Genomic DNA, 13,301 nt, shown 5'->3' with positions numbered 1-13,301 from the left:
TCAACCCCCTGCAATAACCTGAAAAAGCAGGATCTGGTCGCCATCCTGCACGATATGTTGCGCCCACTGCTCACGCGGGACGATTTGCTGATTAATCGCCAGAGCCGCGCCCGCTTGTCGTTGGTCGAGTTGCTCCAGTAGTTCGTGAACAGTTTGCCCGGCGGCGCACTGCATCGCTTGATCGTTAAACAGGATCTGCATTGCTTCCTCCGCATACCGGGCAACCACTGGCGCGGCGCAACGCCAGGCTGCGCCACTGGCTCGATTTACCGTCGAACAGTCGGAGTTCTCCCGCAGGTGTCTCTATACCGCTTAATAACTTAATGGCTTCCAGTGCCTGCAAAGTGCCCATAACCCCGACCACCGGGCCAACCACGCCCGCCGTGCGGCAGTTGCGTTCTGGCTCCTGGTTATCTGGCCACAGGCAGCGGTAACACCCCTGCTCCCAGGGCGGCGTCAGTACCATCAACTGACCGCCAAATCCGACCGCGCTGGCGGTGATAAGCGGCGTGTTGAGTGCCACGCAGGCGGCATTAATCTCCTGGCGAGTCGCCATATTGTCGGTACAGTCGAGCACCACATCGGCCCGTGCAACCGCATCTTTTAACGCCTCACCCGTTAACCGTTGTTGTAATGCTGTCAGTTGAATGTCGGGATTCAACTGTGTCAGTCGCTGTTGGCTGACCTGCGATTTCGGGCGATCGATATCTTCAGTGGTAAAGAGGATTTGTCGTTGCAGATTGCTTAAATGCACATCGTCGTCATCTGCCAGTACCAGCGTCCCGACGCCAGCGCCCGCCAGGTACAGCGCAGCAGGTGTACCCAGCCCGCCCAGACCGATAATCAGCACCTGGCTGTCGAGCAGTTTTTGCTGCCCGTCCAGAGCGATATCGTCGAGCAGGATTTGGCGGCTATAACGCATAAAGTCACGGTCATTCATCGCCAACTCCTGCAATTTCCAGCAACTGTGCCGTTGCCAAACGCCAGTCTGCGGCTTGAGTAATGGCGCTGACGACGGCGATACTGCCGACACCCGTTGCTATCACCGCAGGCGCGCGTGCCAGACTGATACCGCCAATCGCCACGGTGGGATAATCCGCCAGTCGCTCAACATGCCGTGCCAGCTGTTCCAGCCCCTGCGGTGCAGAAGGCATCTGTTTGGTTTGCGTCGGGAACACATGTCCCAGCGCGATATAAGAGGGGCGTGCTGCCAGCGCGACGTCGATTTCCATATCGTCATGTGTCGAAACGCCCAGCCGCAGGCCTGCCGCGCGGATGGCATTGAGATCGGTGGCTTGCAAATCTTCCTGCCCCAAATGGACGCCATACGCCTGATGCTTGATCGCCAGCCGCCAGTAAGCGTTGATAAACAATCGCGCGTTATAGCGGCGGCCCAGCGCAATTGCCGCCACGACATCGGCTTCCACCTCTTCATCGCGCCGATCTTTGATGCGTAGCTGGAGAGTACGTACGCCTGCATCCAACAGACGTTCGATCCACTGTACGCTGTCCACCACCGGGTACAGTCCTGAACGAAAAGGTACAGGAGGAAAATCAGGCTGATACATCACGCTTCCTCCTTACGCAGGTAGATTTCTCCGCCTCTGGCACGGAAGTTCTCCGACATATCCGCCATTCCCATTTCAATAGTTTGCGTGGCGGCGTAATCACGCACTTCCTGGCTGATTTTCATCGAGCAGAATTTCGGCCCACACATGGAGCAAAAATGGGCGACTTTACCTGACTCTTGCGGCAGGGTTTCATCGTGATAAGCGCGGGCGGTAAACGGGTCGAGGGCCAGATTAAACTGGTCTTCCCAGCGAAATTCGAAGCGGGCTTTCGACATGGCGTTATCGCGAATTTGCGCGCCCGGATGCCCTTTCGCCAGGTCAGCGGCGTGGGCAGCAATCTTATAGGTGATAAGCCCCTGCTTAACATCTTCTTTATTGGGCAGACCCAGATGCTCTTTTGGCGTTACGTAACAGAGCATCGCGCAGCCAAACCAGCCAATCATCGCCGCACCAATCCCCGACGTGAAGTGGTCATAGCCCGGCGCAATATCGGTAGTTAGCGGCCCCAGAGTGTAAAACGGCGCTTCGTGGCAGTGCTCTAACTCCTCGGTCATATTGCGGCGGATCATCTGCATCGGCACGTGGCCTGGGCCTTCAATCATCACCTGCACGTCATATTCCCAGGCAATTTTGGTCAGTTCGCCCAGCGTATGCAGCTCGGCAAACTGCGCTTCATCGTTGGCGTCCTGAATAGAACCGGGGCGCAGACCGTCGCCCAGCGACAGCGAAACGTCATAAGCGGCACAGATTTCACAAATTTCGCGGAAGTGTTGATAGAGGAAATTTTCCTGATGATGGGAGAGGCACCATTTCGCCATAATCGAACCGCCGCGAGAGACGATACCGGTCAGGCGTTTCGCGGTCATCGGCACATAGCGCAGCAGTACGCCCGCATGGATAGTGAAGTAATCCACACCTTGCTCGGCCTGTTCCAGCAGCGTGTCGCGGAACGCTTCCCAGGTAAGATCTTCGGCGATCCCGTTAACCTTCTCCAGCGCCTGGTAGATCGGCACTGTACCGATCGGCACCGGGCTGTTACGCAAAATCCACTCGCGGGTTTCGTGAATATAGCGACCGGTGGAGAGATCCATCACCGTATCCGCTCCCCAGCGCGTGGACCATACCAGCTTTTCCACTTCTTCTTCGATGGAAGAGGTGACCGCCGAGTTGCCGATATTGGCGTTAACTTTTACCAGGAAATTGCGACCAATAATCATCGGCTCCGATTCCGGATGATTAATGTTGGCCGGGATAATCGCACGTCCGGCAGCAACTTCATCACGGACAAATTCCGCAGTGATATTTTCCGGCAGATGTGCGCCAAAGCTCATTCCCGGATGCTGGTGGCGTAAAACCTCGCTACGGATGCGCTCGCGGCCCATATTCTCGCGGATGGCGATGAATTCCATTTCCGGCGTGATGATGCCCTGGCGGGCGTAGTGCAGTTGGGTGACACGGCGTCCTGCTTTGGCGCGTTTTGGTGTTAGTACGCCGCTAAAACGCAGTTCGTCGAGGCCATCATCTGCCAGCCGCGCTTTAGTGTAATCGGAACTGCGCACGGTAAGTTCTTCGGTATCGCCGCGCGCATCGATCCACGGCTGGCGTAGTTTTGCCAGCCCTTGCTGCACGTTAATGGCAATCTGCGGATCACCATACGGGCCGGAGGTGTCGTAGACCGGAATCGCTTCGTTTTCTTCGTACTGCGGCTGTTCTTTGCTACCGCCAATTAGCGTCGGGCTAAGCTGGATCTCACGCATCGGCACGCGCACGCCGGGGTGTGTGCCAGTGATATAAATGCGTTTTGAGTTGGGAAAGGCGGTGCCTTCCAGGGTGTCGATAAAATGTTGGGCCCGGGCGCGTTGTTCGCGGCGGGTCAGTTTTGTTGCAGACATAGCTCATTCCAAAAAGTTAAGGACGTGGCTTGTCAGACGACGGATGAAGCAAGAGACGATCGCCGCAGGGGCGATGCGATAGCAGATTAACTCTTGTTCCCTTCGCAGGTATTAGCCTGATCAGGTTCCGCGGATCCCGAATAAACGGTCTCAGCCAGTTAAGGCACTCCGACAAGAAATTAGCCCCGCAAATGGGGCATTGAATGTAAATTACGCGTTAACAGCGCAGAACTCAAGCAGGATGTTTGACGCGGGCGGCGTCAAGCACCAGCAGAATCAGCTTATCTTCCAGCACAAAGCGCGCTTCCAGCGCCTCGCCGATGTCAGATAAAACCTGTTGAAACTCAAGGTAATTATCATGATCGATGGCGGTTTCCAGACTGGAATCGTAGTAATCCATAATCTGTTGAGTATTGGCTTCGAGTTGCGGCCAAATCTTCGCGGCGCGCGCGAGTTGCCCGTTGCCTTCCAGCTTATGAAGAATGCGCTCATAAATACTGAAATGTCCGGCAGACAAGTAATCGACCAGGCTCTGACAAAAATCATCAAGGGCTTTTTCGTTTAGCCTCATGTACGATTCTTTGCCAGGCTTAATGCCAACCAGATTGTAGTAAGCCACGAGCAGATGCTTACGTACATGTAGCCAGCGATCAACCAGTTTGTTACTTCCTCTGACGCGCTCCGTCAGGTTATCGAGCTGGTTAAGCATGATTGACTCCGCAAGTTTGTATTCAAAAACTGCTCAGTGAGAAATGTAAAAACCATGTTAAACATGCCAGTGATGCAAAGGTAGTGCAAGAGCTATGGATCGTATAATTGAAAAATTAGATCACGGCTGGTGGGTCGTCAGCCATGAACAAAAATTATGGTTGCCGAAGGGAGAATTGCCATATGGCGAAGCGGCAAATTTCGATCTTGTGGGTCAGCGCGCACTACAAATCGGCGAATGGCAGGGGGAACCTGTTTGGTTAGTACAACAGCAGCGGCGTCACGATATGGGGTCGGTACGTCAGGTCATTGATCTCGATGTTGGGCTGTTTCAACTGGCCGGACGAGGCGTACAACTGGCGGAGTTTTACCGATCGCATAAATACTGTGGTTACTGCGGGCATGAAATGTATCCGAGCAAAACCGAATGGGCGATGCTGTGCAGCCATTGCCGTGAGCGTTACTACCCGCAAATCGCCCCCTGCATTATTGTTGCCATCCGTCGCGATGATTCGATCCTCCTCGCCCAGCATACCCGCCATCGTAACGGTGTCCATACAGTACTTGCCGGATTCGTCGAAGTGGGCGAAACCCTCGAGCAGGCAGTCGCGCGGGAAGTGATGGAAGAGAGCGGAATTAAAGTTAAAAACTTGCGTTACGTGACTTCTCAGCCGTGGCCGTTTCCTCAGTCTTTAATGACCGCGTTTATGGCGGAATATGACAGCGGCGACATCGTGATCGACCCGAAAGAATTGCTCGAGGCGAACTGGTATCGCTATGACGATTTGCCGTTACTCCCGCCGCCCGGCACCGTAGCGCGCCGTCTGATAGAAGATACGGTGGCGATGTGTCGGGCAGAGTATGAGTGATGATACACTGACCGCCTGACGCACTAAGGAACAGCCAAAATGACCGAACTTAAAAACGATCGTTATCTGCGGGCGCTGCTGCGCCAGCCCGTTGATGTCACTCCAGTATGGATGATGCGCCAGGCGGGTCGCTATCTACCGGAATATAAAGCCACGCGCGCCCAGGCAGGCGATTTTATGTCGCTGTGCAAAAACGCCGAGCTGGCGTGCGAAGTGACTTTGCAACCGCTGCGTCGCTACCCGCTGGATGCGGCGATCCTCTTTTCCGATATCCTCACCGTGCCGGACGCGATGGGGTTAGGGCTCTATTTTGAAGCCGGAGAAGGTCCGCGTTTTACCTCGCCAGTCACCTGCAAAGCTGACGTCGATAAACTGCCAATTCCGGACCCGGAAGATGAACTGGGTTACGTGATGAACGCGGTGCGTACCATTCGTCGCGAACTGAAAGGCGAAGTGCCGCTGATTGGTTTTTCCGGCAGCCCGTGGACGCTGGCGACCTACATGGTGGAAGGCGGCAGCAGCAAAGCCTTCACCGTGATCAAAAAAATGATGTATGCCGATCCGCAGGCGCTGCACGCTCTGCTCGATAAACTGGCGAAAAGCGTCACTTTGTATCTGAATGCGCAGATTAAAGCCGGTGCTCAGGCAGTGATGATTTTCGACACCTGGGGCGGCGTGCTTACCGGGCGCGATTATCAACAGTTCTCGCTCTATTACATGCATAAAATTGTTGATGGTTTACTGCGTGAAAACGACGGTCGCCGCGTACCGGTCACGCTGTTTACCAAAGGCGGCGGACAGTGGCTGGAAGCCATGGCAGAAACCGGTTGCGATGCGCTGGGCCTCGACTGGACAACGGACATCGCCGATGCGCGCCGCCGTGTGGGCAATAAAGTCGCGTTGCAGGGTAATATGGATCCGTCGATGCTGTACGCGCCGCCTGCCCGCATTGAAGAAGAAGTAGCGACTATACTTGCAGGTTTCGGTCACGGCGAAGGTCATGTCTTTAACCTTGGTCACGGCATTCATCAGGATGTGCCGCCAGAACATGCTGGCGTGTTCGTGGAGGCAGTGCATCGACTGTCTGAACAGTATCACCGCTAAGGAGTGATTATGGATCTCGCGTCATTACGCGCTCAACAAATCGAACTGGCTTCTTCTGTGATCCGCGAGGATCGACTCGATAAAGATCCACCGGATCTGATCGCCGGAGCCGATGTCGGGTTTGAGCAGGGCGGAGAAGTGACGCGAGCGGCGATGGTGCTGCTGAAATATCCCTCGCTTGAGCTGGTCGAGTATAAAGTTGCCCGCATCGCCACCACCATGCCTTACATTCCAGGTTTTCTTTCCTTCCGCGAATATCCTGCGCTGCTGGCAGCGTGGGAGATGCTGTCGCAAAAGCCGGATTTAGTGTTTGTCGATGGTCATGGGATCTCGCATCCTCGCCGTCTTGGCGTCGCCAGCCATTTTGGCTTATTGGTGGATGTGCCGACCATTGGCGTGGCGAAAAAACGGCTCTGCGGTAAATTCGAACCGCTCTCCAGCGAACCGGGCGCGCTGGCCCCACTGATGGATAAAGGCGAGCAGCTGGCCTGGGTCTGGCGCAGCAAAGCGCGCTGTAACCCGTTGTTTATCGCTACCGGCCATCGGGTCAGCGTGGACAGCGCGCTGGCGTGGGTACAACGCTGCATGAAAGGCTATCGTCTGCCGGAGCCAACGCGCTGGGCGGACGCGGTGGCCTCGGAACGTCCGGCGTTCGTGCGCTATACAGCAAATCAGCCCTAATTCAGGTAAACTGCGGATAATTTCCGTATTTGAGAACTCAACATGTTACAAAACCCAATTCATCTGCGTCTGGAGCGCCTGGAAAGCTGGCAGCATGTCACTTTCATGGCTTGCTTATGCGAACGCATGTACCCCAATTACGCCATGTTCTGCCAGCAAACCGGTTTTGGTGATGGGCAAATTTACCGTCGCATTCTCGATCTCATCTGGGAAACGCTGACCGTTAAAGACGCAAAAGTAAATTTCGACAGCCAACTGGAGAAATTTGAAGAAGCGATTCCTTCAGCCGACGATTTCGATCTGTACGGCGTTTATCCGGCAATCGATGCCTGCGTGGCGTTAAGTGAACTGGTCCATTCGCGTTTGAGTGGTGAAACGCTCGAACACGCGGTGGAAGTGAGTAAGACCTCCATCACGACCGTTGCGATGCTGGAAATGACTCAGGCTGGTCGCGAAATGAGCGATGAAGAGCTTAAAGAAAACCCAGCTGTAGAGCAAGAATGGGACATTCAGTGGGAAATATTCCGACTTTTAGCTGAGTGCGAAGAACGCGATATCGAGCTGATAAAAGGCCTTAGGGCAGACCTGCGTGAGGCGGGTGAGAGCAATATTGGTATAATTTTTCAGCAATAAGACCAGAAAACGTGATTTAACGCCTGATTTGTCGTACCTGGAGTCTTCCCTTTCGCCCCCCGTCTGGTCTACATTTGGGGGGCGAAAAAAAGTGGCTATCGGTGCGTGTATGCAGGAGAGTGCTATTCTGGCATTTCCGTCGCACTCGATGCTTAGCAAGCGATAAACACATTGTAAGGATAACTTATGAACAAGACTCAACTGATTGATGTAATTGCAGAGAAAGCAGAACTGTCCAAAACCCAGGCTAAAGCTGCTCTGGAGTCCACTCTGGCTGCAATTACTGAGTCTCTGAAAGAAGGCGATGCTGTACAACTGGTTGGTTTCGGTACCTTCAAAGTGAACCACCGCGCTGAGCGTACTGGCCGCAACCCGCAGACCGGTAAAGAAATCAAAATTGCCGCAGCTAACGTACCGGCATTTGTTTCTGGCAAGGCACTGAAAGACGCAGTTAAGTAAGATTGCGTGGCAGTGAACAGTTTTAACGAAGGGGTGGTTTCACCCCTTTTGTCTTTCTGGCGTCGATCATTGATGCTGGCTGGCGCTCTGCTTCTCACTGCCTGTAGTCATAACTCTTCACTTCCTCCCTTTACCGCCAGTGGATTTGCTGAAGACCAGGGCGCGGTACGCATCTGGCGAAAAGACAGCGGCGATAATGTGCATCTGCTTGCCGTGTTTAGCCCGTGGCGCAGTGGCGATACCACGACGCGAGAGTATCGCTGGCAGGGCGATAACCTCACGCTCATCAATATCAATGTTTACAGCAAACCGCCGGTGAATATTCGCGCGCGTTTTGACGATCGCGGTGATCTGAGCTTTATGCAACGTGAATCCGATGGGGAAAAGCAGCAGCTTTCTAACGACCAAATCGATTTATACCGTTATCGTGCTGATCAGATCCGCCAGATTAGCGATGCCTTACGTCAGGGGAGAGTCGTGCTGCGCCAGGGGCGCTGGCATGCGATGGAACAGACCGTGACCACCTGCGAAGGGCAAACCATTAAACCTGATTTAGATTCGCAGGCGATAGCGCATATCGAGCGCCGCCAGAGCCGCTCTTCTGTTGATGTCAGCGTGGCATGGCTGGAAGCGCCCGAAGGTTCGCAATTACTGTTAGTGGCAAACTCTGATTTCTGTCGCTGGCAACCCAACGAGAAAACGTTCTGATTTACCAGTGGCCCATACCCATATGACCGCCACCACCGCAGCCGCCGTAGCCCATGCCCATTCCGGCTCCGCGCGGAATACCCGCTTCAGCCATCGCGATATCTCGTTTCACCCGTAACTCATCTAACGACTGACGCAAATTCTCCATCTCTTTGGCGACCGCGTTAATTTTGCTGCTATCCGGTGGGTTCGCGGCTAACAGGGCATTGTATTCATAACGCTTCGTCACCAGTTGCTGTTGCAGTGCGCTGCTTTGAGCGTAAAAGTCATTATGGATTTTCTGCCACGCTGTCTGTTGTTCGCTGGTCAAAGGCGCGGCATTTTGCTGCCACATACCGTGTCCGCCGTGAGCAAATGCAGATGTCGATCCCATCGCCATTGCTGAAAGCGCCATCATTACCAGGGCAATTTTCGTGTTCCGTTTCATGGTTAATCCTCCAGTGGTTGTCTTACTTCGGGTATTGCATCTTCCGTGCCAACGATGAAACGCTGATATGACGGGTAATCTGGCATGATAAACGAGTAAAAATGACTCGCCTGCTGCGGGTAGCGAGTCATTTTTACTCATTGAAACTTAAGCCTTTGTGTTACAGCGCAGGGTAAGCGCTGATAAAAGATGGCATGATTTCTGCTGTCAGAAAGGGATGAGCAGGCAAAGAAGAAGATGCGTTTTATGCAACGTTCTAAAGACTCCTTAGCTAAATGGTTAAGCGCGATCCTCCCCGTGGTCATTGTTGGGCTGGTGGGATTGTTTGCGGTAACTGTGATTCGTGATTATGGGCGGGCAAGCGAGGCAGACCGCCAGGCATTACTGGAAAAAGGTAATGTGCTTATCCGCGCTCTGGAGTCGGGAAGCCGCGTAGGGATGGGGATGCGAATGCACCATGTACAGCAACAGGCGCTTCTGGAAGAGATGGCGGGACAGCCGGGAGTGTTGTGGTTCGCAGTCACCGATGCGCAGGGCATCATTATTCTTCATAGCGACCCCGATAAGGTCGGGCGTGCGCTCTATTCGCCGGATGAAATGCAGAAATTAAAGCCAGAGGAAAACTCCCGCTGGCGGCTGCTTGGGAAAACGGAAACTACGCCTGCACTTGAGGTCTATCGTTTGTTCCAGCCAATGTCAGCGCCCTGGCGGCATGGAATGCACAATATGCCGCGCTGTAACGGCAAAGCTGTGCCACAAGTAGATGCACAACAGGCTATTTTTATCGCCGTTGATGCCAGTGATCTGGTTGCAACCCAGAGTGGGGAAAAGCGCAATACCCTGATTATCCTCTTCGCCCTGGCGACGGTCTTGCTGGCAAGCGTATTGTCATTCTTCTGGTATCGCCGCTATCTGCGCTCGCGCCAGCTTCTACAAGATGAAATGAAGCGCAAAGAGAAGCTGGTGGCGCTGGGGCATCTTGCGGCAGGCGTTGCCCACGAAATCCGTAACCCACTTTCCTCGATTAAAGGACTGGCGAAATACTTTGCCGAGCGCGCGCCTGCAGGGGGAGAAGCGCATCAACTGGCGCAGGTGATGGCGAAAGAGGCCGACCGTTTAAACCGCGTGGTAAGCGAGTTGCTGGAACTGGTTAAGCCAACGCATCTGGCTTTGCAGGCGGTGGATCTCAACACGCTGATTAACCACTCATTACAGCTGGTAAGTCAGGATGCAAACAGCCGGGAGATCCAGTTACGCTTTACCGCCAACGACACATTACCGGAAATTCAGGCCGACCCGGACAGGCTGACTCAGGTCCTGTTGAATCTCTATCTCAATGCTATTCAGGCGATTGGTCAGCATGGCGTGATTAGCGTGACGGCCAGCGAAAGCGGCGCGGGCGTGAAAATCAGCGTTACCGACAGCGGTAAGGGAATTGCGGCAGATCAGCTTGATGCCATCTTCACTCCGTACTTCACCACTAAAGCCGAAGGCACCGGATTGGGGCTGGCGGTCGTGCATAATATTGTTGAACAACACGGTGGTACAATTCAGGTCGCAAGCCAGGAGGGAAAAGGCTCAACGTTCACCCTCTGGCTTCCGGTCAATATTACGCGTAAGGACCCACAAGGATGACGCACGATAATATCGATATTCTGGTGGTGGATGATGACATTAGCCACTGCACTATTTTGCAGGCTTTACTGCGCGGCTGGGGCTATAACGTCGCGCTGGCGAACAGCGGGCGACAGGCGTTGGAGCAGGTGCGGGAACAGGTTTTTGATCTTGTGCTTTGCGATGTGCGAATGGCGGAGATGGACGGCATCGCCACGCTGAAAGAGATCAAAGCGTTAAACCCGGCAATTCCGGTGCTGATTATGACTGCGTACTCCAGCGTCGAGACGGCGGTAGAGGCACTGAAAACTGGGGCGCTGGATTATCTCATCAAGCCGCTGGATTTCGATAACCTACAGGCGACGCTGGAAAAAGCGCTCGCGCATACGCACAGTATTGATGCTGAAACACCTGCGGTGACTGCCAGCCAGTTCGGTATGGTCGGTAAAAGCCCGGCGATGCAACACCTGCTCAGTGAAATCGCCCTCGTCGCGCCATCGGAAGCCACGGTACTGATCCACGGCGATTCCGGCACCGGTAAAGAGCTGGTCGCCAGGGCGATTCACGCCAGTAGCGCACGTAGCGAAAAACCGCTGGTAACGCTCAACTGTGCGGCACTCAACGAATCCTTGCTGGAATCTGAATTGTTCGGTCACGAAAAAGGGGCGTTTACTGGAGCCGATAAACGCCGGGAAGGGCGCTTTGTTGAGGCGGACGGCGGCACGCTGTTTCTCGATGAAATTGGCGATATCTCGCCGATGATGCAGGTGCGTCTGCTGCGTGCGATTCAGGAGCGCGAAGTTCAGCGTGTCGGTAGCAACCAGATTATCTCGGTTGATGTCCGGCTGATTGCGGCGACCCATCGCGATCTTGCCGCAGAGGTGAATGCCGGGCGTTTTCGCCAGGATCTCTACTATCGCCTGAATGTGGTGGCGATTGAAGTACCATCGCTGCGGCAACGGCGGGAAGATATCCCTCTGCTGGCTGGCCATTTTCTGCAGCGCTTTGCCGAGCGTAATCGCAAGGCGGTAAAAGGTTTTACGCCCCAGGCGATGGATCTGTTGATTCATTACGACTGGCCGGGAAATATTCGTGAGCTGGAAAACGCGGTGGAACGGGCAGTGGTGCTGCTGACCGGGGAATATATTTCCGAACGCGAGCTGCCGCTGGCGATTGCCAGTACGCCGATCCCGCTGGGACAAAGTCAGGATATTCAGCCGTTGGTGGAAGTGGAAAAAGAGGTGATTCTGGCGGCGCTGGAGAAAACGGGCGGCAACAAAACCGAAGCCGCCCGTCAGTTAGGGATCACGCGCAAAACGCTATTGGCAAAACTGTCGCGTTAGTTCTGCTCGCGTTCGATAGCGCGCCAGCCGATATCTTTCCGGCAGAAGCAGTCGTCCCAGTGGATATCGGTCATTAAGGCATAGGCGCGTTTCTGCGCTTCTGCCACGGTATGACCCAGCGCGGTGACGCACAGTACGCGCCCGCCGTTGGTCACTACCTGCTCGTCATCCGCCAGTTTTGTGCCCGCGTGGAACACTTTGCCGCCTGCCACTTCTTCCAGCGGCAGGCCGTGGATCACGTCACCGGTGCGGTAATCACCCGGATATCCACCCGCAGCCATCACCACGCCGAGAGAAGCGCGTTCATCCCACTCGGACGTTTTCTCGTCCAGTTTGCTTTCACAGGCCGCCAGGCAGAGCTCAACCAGATCGGACTTCATGCGCAGCATAATCGGCTGGGTTTCCGGATCGCCAAAGCGGCAGTTAAATTCAATAACCTTCGGATTGCCCTGTTTGTCGATCATCAGGCCCGCGTAGAGAAAACCGGTGTAGGTGTTGCCTTCCGCCGCCATGCCTTTCACGGTTGGCCAGATAATACGTTCCATGGTGCGCTGATGAACGTCATCGGTTACTACCGGCGCGGGGGAGTAAGCGCCCATCCCGCCGGTGTTTGGTCCGGTATCTTTATCGCCTACGCGTTTGTGATCCTGGCTGGTAGCCATCGGCAGCACATGCTCGCCGTCCACCATCACGATAAAGCTCGCTTCTTCGCCATCGAGGAACTCTTCGATAACGATGCGATGACCCGCGTCGCCAAAAGCGTTGCCCGCCAGCATATCGTGAACAGCCGCTTCCGCTTCTTCCAGCGTCATCGCCACGATAACGCCTTTCCCGGCAGCCAGACCGTCCGCTTTAATGACGATTGGCGCGCCTTTCTCACGCAGATACGCCAGCGCAGGTTCTACCTCGGTGAAGTTCTGGTATTCCGCCGTAGGGATCTTATGGCGGGCCAGGAAATCTTTGGTAAACGCTTTTGAGCCTTCCAGTTGGGCCGCACCTGCGGTTGGGCCGAAGATTTTCAGCCCGGCGGCGCGGAAGGTATCGACCACGCCTTTCACCAGCGGCGCTTCCGGGCCGACGATGGTCAGATCAATCTTTTCGTTTTGTGCGAAATCCAACAGCGCCGGGATATCGGTCACGCCAATAGCAACGTTTTGCAGCGCGGGTTCCAGTGCAGTGCCTGCATTACCCGGAGCAACAAAAACAGTCTCAACCAGCGGCGACTGGGCCGCTTTCCAGGCCAGCGCGTGCTCGCGCCCGCCGTTACCAATCACTAATACTTTCATCTATTG

The 13,301-nt window shown here is 54.7% G+C and carries 15 protein-coding genes and 1 riboswitch; of the genes, 8 read left to right on the top strand and 7 right to left on the bottom strand.

All coding sequences use genetic code 11. The annotated features are described in order from the left end of the window. From thiS to rsd, 5 genes are all read right to left on the bottom strand, one after another. On the bottom strand, nucleotides 1-201 hold the full coding sequence (gene thiS / locus KXD89_RS20815; RefSeq protein ID WP_001166226.1) for a sulfur carrier protein ThiS: 201 nt from the start codon (nucleotides 199-201) through the stop codon (nucleotides 1-3). Continuing rightward, entirely contained in the window at nucleotides 185-940 is a 756-nt protein-coding gene (thiF, locus tag KXD89_RS20810; RefSeq protein ID WP_000999737.1) for a thiazole biosynthesis adenylyltransferase ThiF, read from the bottom strand. The genes thiS and thiF overlap by 17 nt, the downstream gene beginning before the upstream one ends. Beyond that, nucleotides 933-1,568 carry a thiamine phosphate synthase gene (gene thiE, locus KXD89_RS20805; RefSeq protein WP_001698736.1) on the bottom strand — a complete coding sequence of 212 codons (636 nt, stop codon included), beginning with the start codon at nucleotides 1,566-1,568 and terminating at the stop codon, nucleotides 933-935. Before thiE ends, thiF begins: the two co-directional genes overlap by 8 nt. After that, complete coding sequence (thiC, locus tag KXD89_RS20800) at nucleotides 1,568-3,463, bottom strand: phosphomethylpyrimidine synthase ThiC (protein ID WP_001276926.1); 1,896 nt, start codon at nucleotides 3,461-3,463, stop codon at nucleotides 1,568-1,570. Before thiC ends, thiE begins: the two co-directional genes overlap by 1 nt. 80 nt (nucleotides 3,464-3,543) lie before the next feature. Beyond that, nucleotides 3,544-3,644: riboswitch (TPP riboswitch) on the bottom strand. 51 nt (nucleotides 3,645-3,695) lie between these two features. Beyond that, nucleotides 3,696-4,172: a sigma D regulator gene (gene rsd, locus KXD89_RS20795; RefSeq protein ID WP_000934302.1), complete on the bottom strand. Its 477-nt coding sequence runs from the start codon at nucleotides 4,170-4,172 to the stop codon at nucleotides 3,696-3,698. A gap of 94 nt (nucleotides 4,173-4,266) precedes the next feature. On the opposite strand from rsd, the gene nudC reads away from it, so the two are divergent. The 6 genes from nudC (at nucleotide 4,267) to KXD89_RS20765 (ending at nucleotide 8,625) form a co-directional block, all read left to right on the top strand. Then, nucleotides 4,267-5,040, top strand: a complete 774-nt coding sequence (nudC, locus tag KXD89_RS20790; RefSeq protein WP_000373940.1) for an NAD(+) diphosphatase — start codon at nucleotides 4,267-4,269, stop codon at nucleotides 5,038-5,040. 39 nt (nucleotides 5,041-5,079) lie between these two features. Continuing rightward, nucleotides 5,080-6,144 carry a uroporphyrinogen decarboxylase gene (hemE, locus tag KXD89_RS20785; protein ID WP_000137657.1) on the top strand — a complete coding sequence of 355 codons (1,065 nt, stop codon included), beginning with the start codon at nucleotides 5,080-5,082 and terminating at the stop codon, nucleotides 6,142-6,144. A gap of 9 nt (nucleotides 6,145-6,153) precedes the next feature. After that, nucleotides 6,154-6,825, top strand: coding sequence for a deoxyribonuclease V (gene nfi / locus KXD89_RS20780; RefSeq protein WP_000362388.1), 672 nt, complete (start codon nucleotides 6,154-6,156; stop codon nucleotides 6,823-6,825). A 42-nt stretch (nucleotides 6,826-6,867) separates the two neighbouring features. After that, nucleotides 6,868-7,458 (top strand): YjaG family protein, encoded by a 591-nt coding sequence (locus KXD89_RS20775; protein WP_000940106.1) that lies wholly within the window; start codon nucleotides 6,868-6,870, stop codon nucleotides 7,456-7,458. Nucleotides 7,459-7,644: 186 nt separating this feature from the next. Further along, nucleotides 7,645-7,917, top strand: a complete 273-nt coding sequence (gene hupA / locus KXD89_RS20770; RefSeq protein WP_001044513.1) for a nucleoid-associated protein HU-alpha — start codon at nucleotides 7,645-7,647, stop codon at nucleotides 7,915-7,917. Between the two features lie 12 nt (nucleotides 7,918-7,929). Next, nucleotides 7,930-8,625 (top strand): DUF1481 domain-containing protein, encoded by a 696-nt coding sequence (locus KXD89_RS20765; RefSeq protein WP_001084037.1) that lies wholly within the window; start codon nucleotides 7,930-7,932, stop codon nucleotides 8,623-8,625. Between the two features lies 1 nt (nucleotide 8,626). Here the strand turns inward: KXD89_RS20765 and zraP are convergent, their stop codons facing one another. Continuing rightward, entirely contained in the window at nucleotides 8,627-9,052 is a 426-nt protein-coding gene (gene zraP / locus KXD89_RS20760; RefSeq protein ID WP_000828222.1) for a zinc resistance sensor/chaperone ZraP, read from the bottom strand. Between the two features lie 237 nt (nucleotides 9,053-9,289). On the opposite strand from zraP, the gene zraS reads away from it, so the two are divergent. Together zraS and zraR are read left to right on the top strand one after the other, a co-directional pair. Next, nucleotides 9,290-10,687, top strand: coding sequence for a two-component system sensor histidine kinase ZraS (gene zraS / locus KXD89_RS20755; RefSeq protein ID WP_001211892.1), 1,398 nt, complete (start codon nucleotides 9,290-9,292; stop codon nucleotides 10,685-10,687). Continuing rightward, nucleotides 10,684-12,009 carry a sigma-54-dependent response regulator transcription factor ZraR gene (gene zraR / locus KXD89_RS20750; RefSeq protein WP_000148503.1) on the top strand — a complete coding sequence of 442 codons (1,326 nt, stop codon included), beginning with the start codon at nucleotides 10,684-10,686 and terminating at the stop codon, nucleotides 12,007-12,009. The genes zraS and zraR overlap by 4 nt, the downstream gene beginning before the upstream one ends. Here zraR and purD read toward each other — a convergent pair. Then, nucleotides 12,006-13,295, bottom strand: a complete 1,290-nt coding sequence (gene purD, locus KXD89_RS20745; RefSeq protein WP_000866800.1) for a phosphoribosylamine--glycine ligase — start codon at nucleotides 13,293-13,295, stop codon at nucleotides 12,006-12,008. The genes zraR and purD overlap by 4 nt on opposite strands. Nucleotides 13,296-13,301 lie beyond the last annotated feature (6 nt).

It is taken from the genome of Escherichia sp. TC-EC600-tetX4 (genome assembly GCF_019356055.1).
Taxonomy (GTDB): domain Bacteria; phylum Pseudomonadota; class Gammaproteobacteria; order Enterobacterales; family Enterobacteriaceae.
The sequence above is the reverse complement of the archived record's forward strand: the minus strand, read 5'-3'. Positions and strand labels throughout refer to the sequence as shown.

Coding starts and splice junctions, on each gene's coding strand:
- thiS (WP_001166226.1), bottom strand. CDS start 201: ATGCAGATCCTGTTTAACGATCAAGCGATGCAGTGCGCCGCCGGGCAA.
- thiF (WP_000999737.1), bottom strand. CDS start 940: ATGAATGACCGTGACTTTATGCGTTATAGCCGCCAAATCCTGCTCGAC.
- thiE (WP_001698736.1), bottom strand. CDS start 1,568: ATGTATCAGCCTGATTTTCCTCCTGTACCTTTTCGTTCAGGACTGTAC.
- thiC (WP_001276926.1), bottom strand. CDS start 3,463: ATGTCTGCAACAAAACTGACCCGCCGCGAACAACGCGCCCGGGCCCAA.
- rsd (WP_000934302.1), bottom strand. CDS start 4,172: ATGCTTAACCAGCTCGATAACCTGACGGAGCGCGTCAGAGGAAGTAAC.
- nudC (WP_000373940.1), top strand. CDS start 4,267: ATGGATCGTATAATTGAAAAATTAGATCACGGCTGGTGGGTCGTCAGC.
- hemE (WP_000137657.1), top strand. CDS start 5,080: ATGACCGAACTTAAAAACGATCGTTATCTGCGGGCGCTGCTGCGCCAG.
- nfi (WP_000362388.1), top strand. CDS start 6,154: ATGGATCTCGCGTCATTACGCGCTCAACAAATCGAACTGGCTTCTTCT.
- KXD89_RS20775 (WP_000940106.1), top strand. CDS start 6,868: ATGTTACAAAACCCAATTCATCTGCGTCTGGAGCGCCTGGAAAGCTGG.
- hupA (WP_001044513.1), top strand. CDS start 7,645: ATGAACAAGACTCAACTGATTGATGTAATTGCAGAGAAAGCAGAACTG.
- zraP (WP_000828222.1), bottom strand. CDS start 9,052: ATGAAACGGAACACGAAAATTGCCCTGGTAATGATGGCGCTTTCAGCA.
- zraS (WP_001211892.1), top strand. CDS start 9,290: ATGCGTTTTATGCAACGTTCTAAAGACTCCTTAGCTAAATGGTTAAGC.
- zraR (WP_000148503.1), top strand. CDS start 10,684: ATGACGCACGATAATATCGATATTCTGGTGGTGGATGATGACATTAGC.
- purD (WP_000866800.1), bottom strand. CDS start 13,295: ATGAAAGTATTAGTGATTGGTAACGGCGGGCGCGAGCACGCGCTGGCC.